The sequence below is a fragment of the Polaromonas sp. P5_D5 genome (assembly GCF_054049435.1).
On sequence record NZ_JBFUMJ010000004.1, the window covers coordinates 475,641 to 482,195 of the forward strand.

At 54.1% G+C, this 6,555-nt stretch carries 5 protein-coding genes; all 5 read left to right on the forward strand.

What is annotated here, in order from left to right:
• The first annotated feature begins 21 nt into the window (after positions 1-21).
• Positions 22-678 (forward strand): FHA domain-containing protein, encoded by a 657-nt coding sequence (locus ACXJKE_RS18605; protein WP_457282074.1) that lies wholly within the window; start codon positions 22-24, stop codon positions 676-678.
• A gap of 59 nt (positions 679-737) precedes the next feature.
• Positions 738-2,987, forward strand: coding sequence for a CHASE2 domain-containing protein (locus ACXJKE_RS18610; protein ID WP_457282075.1), 2,250 nt, complete (start codon positions 738-740; stop codon positions 2,985-2,987).
• Between the two features lie 36 nt (positions 2,988-3,023).
• Entirely contained in the window at positions 3,024-3,815 is a 792-nt protein-coding gene (locus ACXJKE_RS18615; protein WP_457282076.1) for a 3',5'-cyclic-nucleotide phosphodiesterase, read from the forward strand.
• Positions 3,812-6,217, forward strand: coding sequence for a GspE/PulE family protein (locus ACXJKE_RS18620; RefSeq protein WP_457282077.1), 2,406 nt, complete (start codon positions 3,812-3,814; stop codon positions 6,215-6,217). The genes ACXJKE_RS18615 and ACXJKE_RS18620 overlap by 4 nt, the downstream gene beginning before the upstream one ends.
• 185 nt (positions 6,218-6,402) lie before the next feature.
• Positions 6,403-6,555 (forward strand): pilin (locus tag ACXJKE_RS18625; protein ID WP_457282093.1); only part of this gene is annotated, 153 nt, incomplete at its 3' end.

Below are 6,555 nucleotides of genomic sequence, written 5' to 3' on the forward strand. Positions count from 1 at the left end.
ACAAACAGACAGGAGTCGGCCATGCCGAAAATGATCGTCTCTATTGACGGCGTTGTGATCAAGGAAGTCCAGTTGACGAAAGACCGGACTTCTTTGGGGCGCAGGCCCTACAACGACATCGTCATCGACAACCTAGCTGTCAGTGGGGAGCATGCCGTTTTGCAAATGACCGGCAACGAGGTCTATCTAGAGGATCTCAACAGCACCAATGGCACCTATGTCAACGGGAAGGCCGTTAAAAAGCTGCTGCTGCAGAACAGCGATACCGTTGAAATTGGCAAGTACAAAATCAAGTACGTCAACGAAGCTGCACCCGCAGGCTTTGAGAAGACCATGATTATAAAAGCCGGCTCTGCCGGTCTTGTGCCCCCGGCGCCGACTGGTTCGCCAGTGGCATCGACGGAAGCCGGTACGGGCCTCACGGCGGCTATCAAAGTGATGTCGGGCGCTGCGGCTGGTCGTGAAGTGGCATTGGTGAAGGTAGTCACAACCATCGGAAAGCCCGGGGTCGCAGTTGCCGCCATTACCAAGAGGCCTCAGGGTTTTGTCGTTGCCCATGTCGAGGGCACTGGCAAGCCGACGCTTAACGGAGCCCCCATCGGTGCGGAGCCGGTTGTCCTGAAAAATGGGGACATGCTTGAGCTGGCCGGAACGCAAATGCAGTTCGTCCAACACTGACATTGGTGTTAAGAGGTCTCGCGCCAAGCGGACCGCAAGCACCCTTCAAACGAGGTCGCATGAGACTCCTCTTCCGGCACTGGCCTCGTATCGCCGTCACGTTGATTCCGCTGGTATTTGCATTGATGCATGCCAGCGGGGTCGCTCGCATTGGTGTTCTGCAGAGGTTGGACGACATCATCTACGATGCACGCCTGCGCGCGACCATGCCGCATACGCTGGACGAACGCATTGTTATCGTTGACATCGATGAGAAGAGCCTTGCGGAGGTGGGGCGATGGCCTTGGGGCCGTAACAGGTTGGCGGAGCTGGTCGAAGAGCTGCAGGATCGTCAAAAAACGGCACTGCTGGGGTTTGACGTCGTATTTGCCGAAGCCGACGAAAGCTCGGGTCTAAAGCGGCTCAAGCAGCTTGCACAGGCGGAGCTGAAAGATCAACCGGGTTTCTCGGAAAAACTCAGCCAGCTGCAGACCAGCCTGGATTACGACGCGGTTTTCGCGAAAGCGATCGAAAAACGCCCCGTCGTGATGGGCTATTACTTCACCAGCGACAGAGATGGCCGGGTCAATGGAGTTTTGCCGCCGCCAGTTATGGGCAGCGATGCGCTTGGTGGCCGTCCTATCAAATTCACCAGCTGGAATGGATACGGGGCCAACATTGAGTTGTTGGCCAAAGCTGCCCCTTTGGGAGGTTTCTTCAACTCCATTACCGAGGGCGATGGTGTGGTGCGCTCTATTCCCTTGCTGGCGGAGTTCAAGGGGCAGTACTACGAGTCATTGGCGCTCGCCATGTTTCGCATGCTTGCGGGTTTGCCCAAGGTCGAGCCTGGTTTTCCGCAGGAAAAATTCCTGACCCGGAACTATCAAGGGCTGGAAAGCATTCTGCTCAAGCAAGGCAACAAAACCCTGGCGATTCCGGTCGATGATCGCGTAGCCACTTTGGTGCCCTTCAGGGGTAATGGTGGTGCGAACGGCGGCTCGTTTCGGTATATCTCCGCGGCGGATGTCCTGGCCAAACGCCTTGCGCCTGGCACGCTCAAGGATAAGATCATCCTGGTCGGCACCACCGCGCCCGGCCTGCTCGATTTGAGAGTGACTCCGGTGGGGGAAACCTATCCGGGGGTGGAAACGCACGCCAATGTCATCTCTGGTTTTCTTGACGGGAAGGTATTCGTCAAGCCCGACTACGCCATCGGATTCGAGGTGGTCATCCTGCTTTTTTCGGGGCTGACGCTGGCTTTTGCACTGCCCCTGCTTTCAGCTTCCCGTGCGGTGCTGGTCAGCCTGGCGGTGATTGCCGCCATAGCCGGCTTGAATTTCTGGCTTTACTCTGGTTACGGTCTTGTGCTGCCGTTGGCCAGTGCGCTGGTTATGGCTTTGACCGCATTTGCGTTGAATATGAGTTATGGATATTTCGTGGAAAGCCGATCCAAGCGGGAGTTGGCCCATCTGTTCGGCACCTATGTACCCCCCGAACTGGTTGACGAGATGGTGAAAGATCCCGACAGCTACAGCATGAAGGCAACGACCAAGGAGCTGACGGTCATGTTTTGCGACATGCGCGGGTTCACCAAAATGTCGGAGTCGATGGAGCCTACCCAACTACAGGCTTTGCTAAACAGTGTTTTCAGCCGGCTGACAGACCTGATTCGCAGCAATCGAGGCACCATTGACAAATACATGGGTGACTGCGTGATGGCTTTTTGGGGTGCCCCTGTCGACACGCCTGATCATGCTGGTCTTGCAGTAAAAACGGCACTCGAGATGTCGAATGCAGTCAAGAAGATCAACGAGGAACACAAGATCAAGGGTTTACCCGAGATTGGCATAGGTATCGGTGTCAATACGGGCACGATGTGTGTGGGTGATATGGGTTCGGATATCCGCCGCAGTTACACCGTGATTGGCGATTCCGTGAATCTGGGTTCGCGTCTGGAGGGGCTGTCAAAAACCTACGGGGTGGATATCGTGGTCAGCGAGTCAACCCGAAAGCAGGCGAATGATTTTGCATGGCAGGAACTCGACAAGGTTCGCGTGAAAGGCAAAGATCAGGCGGTTTCCATTTTTTGGCCGTTGGTGCCGGGAGACCAGATCGACAAGGACATTGCGGCTGAGCTGAAAACCTGGGGAATGGCGTTAAAAGCTTACCGCGCGCAGGATTGGGATCAATGCGATGTGCAATTGCTCAATTTACATCGGATAAATGGCAAAAAGTTCCTTTACCGGCTGTATGCGGAGCGTGTAGCCTCTATGAGGCTGTTGCCTTTTGATCCGGAATGGGATGGCGCAACCAATTTTGAAACCAAATAGCACAACCCTCCAAGTCAAGGCCAACCGGAAAATCTCATGAAAGTACGTGTACTCGGCTGCTCGGGAGCCATTGCCAAAGACTGCCGGACCACGTCTTTTTTGCTTGACCATGACTTGTTGGTTGATGCCGGTACGGGAGTGGGAGATCTCACGCTGGATGAGATGGCTGGTGTTGACCATGTTCTGCTGACGCATTCGCACCTCGATCACGTGGCCGCGTTACCGTTGATGGTGGACGCCATTGCCGCCCGGCGAACAACACCTATCCAGATTCATGCGCTGCAGGGCACGATTGACGCACTGAAGGCGCATATTTTCAACAACACCATTTGGCCCGACTTTTCCCGCATTCCCAGCCCCGAGGCCCCGTTTGTCAGTTTTCACCCTCTGGAAATCGGACAAACCTTGTTATTGGCTGGTAAGCAAATAGAGGTTCTACCTGCCGTGCATACCGTCCCGGCTGCAGGCTACGCGGTGGCCACGGGCAAGGGGTATTGGGTGTTCACGGGCGACACGGAACAGAATCCGGCTCTGTGGGCCCGAATTAATCAGATAAGGGTTGCCATGCTGGTCATCGAAACGGCATTTAGCAATCGCGAGCGCGACCTTGCCAAGCGGAGCCTTCATCTTTCTCCTCATGCGCTTGCCAATGAACTCGATTGCATCGAGCGAGGAAACAGTTATCCCATCTACATTACCCATACCAAACCGGCCGAGACCGACCTGATCATGGCCGAGATACAGCGTTTTGACCAAACCCGCCCGTTTGGCCCGAATGTATCGCACGACATCCGGTGGTTGAGGGCAGGCCAGGAGTTTGAGCTATGAGCGCCGTATTGCAACGTGACCCCGAGGACGAGTTTTTTGACTCGCAGATGTTGCCTCCCCAGGAGCGGGGCGTTACTTTTGAAGCCCTGTATTTCCGGCAGCTTCAGCTGGTTACCAACCGGATTCACGAAACGGAAAATGTCGAGCAGATCATGCTCGAAGCCAGCCAGGACATCTGCAAGCTTTTTAATGCGGACCGGTTAACACTTTATGCAGTCAACGAAGACCGCAGTTCCATTGTTTCCAAGGTCAAAACGGGGCTCAATACCAGCCGCGACCTGAAGCTCCCGGTCAGCGCGCAGAGCATTGCGGGCTACGTTGCCATGGCTCGCCAGATGGTGAATATTGCGGACGTCTACGATGAGGAGGCGCTGAAGAAAATTCATCCTGCGTTGAGCTTTCTCCAGGAAGTTGACAAGCGATCAGGGTACAGAACCAAGCAGATGCTGGTGGCTCCCGTCATGGACGGAGATACGTTGTACGGCGTGCTGCAGGTTATCAACAACCGGAGCGATCAGCCTTTTGGAAAGCTTGAGGAAGACGGTGCGCTACAGCTGTGCAAGACTTTGGGCATTGCCATACGCCAGCGAATGCAAAAAGCGGGCGACAGCCAAAGGCGCAAAGCTACCAAGTACGACGGCTTGGTGACGGAAGGTGTGCTGTCCCAAGAAGAATTACAGCAATGCATCCGCCAGGCCCGGGAAGAAGGTCAGTCCGTCGAGCATATGCTCATGGCCAACTTCCACATCCGGCCCACTCAGATCGGTGCTTCGCTTGCCAAGTTTTTCGGTGTGGCCTACGAAGCATTCAATGCTGGACGGATTCGCTCGGAGATGTTGCATGGTGCGTTAAAACGGGACTTTATTGAACAGCAAGGCTGGATTCCGCTGGAGGAAACTACCGAAGGCCTCGTGATCATGTGTGTGGATCCGGAGGCTGTGCGAGGGGCACGCGTGGTTCCACAGGTGTTTCCCCGCGTCTCCAAATTTTCTTACCGCGTTACAACCCAGACCGAATTTGAAGAAACCCTGGGGCAGCTCTTTGGCGTGGCTGCAGACAGTAGCACCATCGACCAATTGCTTGCAGACATGGACTCACCACTGGAGAGTGAGTCAAATGACGACTCTTCGCTGGAGTCTGCCGCAGCGGACAACGAGCTGGTCAAGTTTGTCAACAAGGTCATCATTGACGCCTACAACCAGAAGGTTTCGGACATTCACATCGAGCCCATGCCCGGGAAAGCCAAAACCGGTATCCGGTTTCGCATTGACGGCACCTTGCAGCCCTATATTGAAGTGCCGGCACAGTTTCGCCAAGCCATGGTCACGCGGCTCAAGATCATGTGCGACCTGGATATCTCTGAAAAACGTAAACCGCAAGACGGGAAGATCAAGTTCAAAAAATACGGCCCACTCGACATCGAATTGCGTGTAGCCACGATCCCCTCCGCCGGTGGCGTGGAAGACGTGGTCATGCGGATTCTTGCCGCAGGTGAGCCGATCCCGCTTGAAAAACTCGGATTGACGGCGCACAACAAGGAGCGACTGGAAAAAACGATCTCCAAGCCGTATGGTCTTTTTTATGTATGTGGCCCCACAGGCTCCGGCAAGACCACGACGCTGCATTCCATCCTTAAGTTTCTCAACACCCCGGACACCAAAATTTGGACCGCTGAAGACCCCGTGGAAATTACCCAGAAGGGTTTGCGTCAGGTGCAAATTAACCGGAAGGCGGGCATTGACTTCGCACTGGTCATGCGTGCTTTCCTGCGAGCCGATCCGGACATCATCATGGTCGGTGAGTCCCGCGRCAAAGAAACCGTGGCGATGGGCGTGGAGGCTTCATTGACAGGGCACATGGTTTTCTCGACGCTGCACACCAATTCGGCCCCCGAGTCCATCACCCGCCTGCTGGACATGGGCATGGACCCCTTTAATTTTGCGGACGCATTGTTGGGTATCCTGGCTCAGCGTCTGGCCAAAAAACTCTGCGACTGCAAAGAGGCTTATCAGCCCAGTGCTCAGGAAGTCAAAGATTTCATCAAGGAATACGCTGAAGAGCTGCGCCATACCGAAGCCTGGAAAGCCGATCCTGGTGGCGAGTCACAAAAACTCTATGAAGACTGGATGGCGCGCTATGGGAAGGACGATAAATTGACCTTGTATCGTGCGGTCGGCTGCGACAAGTGCAACAAGACCGGCTACAAGGGTCGTATTGGCCTGCATGAACTGATGATTGCCGATGATGCTGCCAAAAAATTGATCCAGGAGCGGGCCCGCGTCGCGGAGCTGTTTTCAAGCGCCGTCAATAGCGGCATGCGGACTCTCAAGATGGACGGCATGGAAAAGGTACTCATGGGCATGACAGATTTAAAGATGGTCCGATCCGTCTGCATCAAATGACAGAAATGTCGTGAAATTTAAAGACATACGTCAAAAAAGTAATTTTTCGGTTTTTTGTAGCTTCAAAATCATAAAAAAGAAAACTCTTTAATATGGTTCAAAAATTGCTGTAACTATCTAAATTGGCATCAAACTGCCATAACTGTTTAAATTACTACAGCCGGTTTTTAACCAAGGAGTTTTTTATGAAGCGTTCCATCCAACAGGGTTTTACCCTGATCGAATTGATGATCGTCGTGGCGATTATCGGTATCCTGGCTGCGGTGGCTCTGCCTGCCTATCAGGACTACACCATTCGTGCGAAAGTGTCTGAAGTGATTCTGGCTGCATCACAGTGC

What these genes read in the sequence shown, in the direction of transcription:
- ACXJKE_RS18605 (WP_457282074.1), top strand. Translation starts at nt 22, where the DNA reads ATGCCGAAAATGATCGTCTCTATTGACGGCGTTGTGATCAAGGAAGTC.
- ACXJKE_RS18610 (WP_457282075.1), top strand. Translation starts at nt 738, where the DNA reads ATGAGACTCCTCTTCCGGCACTGGCCTCGTATCGCCGTCACGTTGATT.
- ACXJKE_RS18615 (WP_457282076.1), top strand. Translation starts at nt 3,024, where the DNA reads ATGAAAGTACGTGTACTCGGCTGCTCGGGAGCCATTGCCAAAGACTGC.